Below are 314 nucleotides of genomic sequence, written 5' to 3' on the forward strand. Positions count from 1 at the left end.
GCTGCGAACTCATCAGCCCCAGCTGCTTCATCCGCCTGCTGGCCCGATAACGACTCAACTGTATTCCTGCCTGCGTGACCATTTTTGCGATGCTGCGAGCGCCGGCAGAGCCGTTACTGACGGTATGCGCCTCGACAACCTGATCCAGCAGCTTCTGCTCAGTCTCACAAGGTCTTCTATCCCGACCACGCCAAGCCCGGTAGCTACTGCGATGCACCCCAAACACCTGACACAAGTGCTGCACCGCGTAGCTCTCTTCAAGTCGCTCGATTATCGAGAATTGCTCAGGGAGTCCGACATCAAGAGAGCGGTAG

At 57.3% G+C, this 314-nt stretch carries 1 protein-coding gene; it reads right to left on the reverse strand.

Going from position 1 to position 314, the window contains the following annotated elements; genetic code table 11:
* Window positions 1-314 (reverse strand): IS3 family transposase (locus MKZ40_RS17090; RefSeq protein ID WP_282628012.1); only part of this gene is annotated, 314 nt, incomplete at both ends.

The organism is Cobetia sp. BMC6 (assembly GCF_029991385.1).
Taxonomy (GTDB): domain Bacteria; phylum Pseudomonadota; class Gammaproteobacteria; order Pseudomonadales; family Halomonadaceae; genus Cobetia.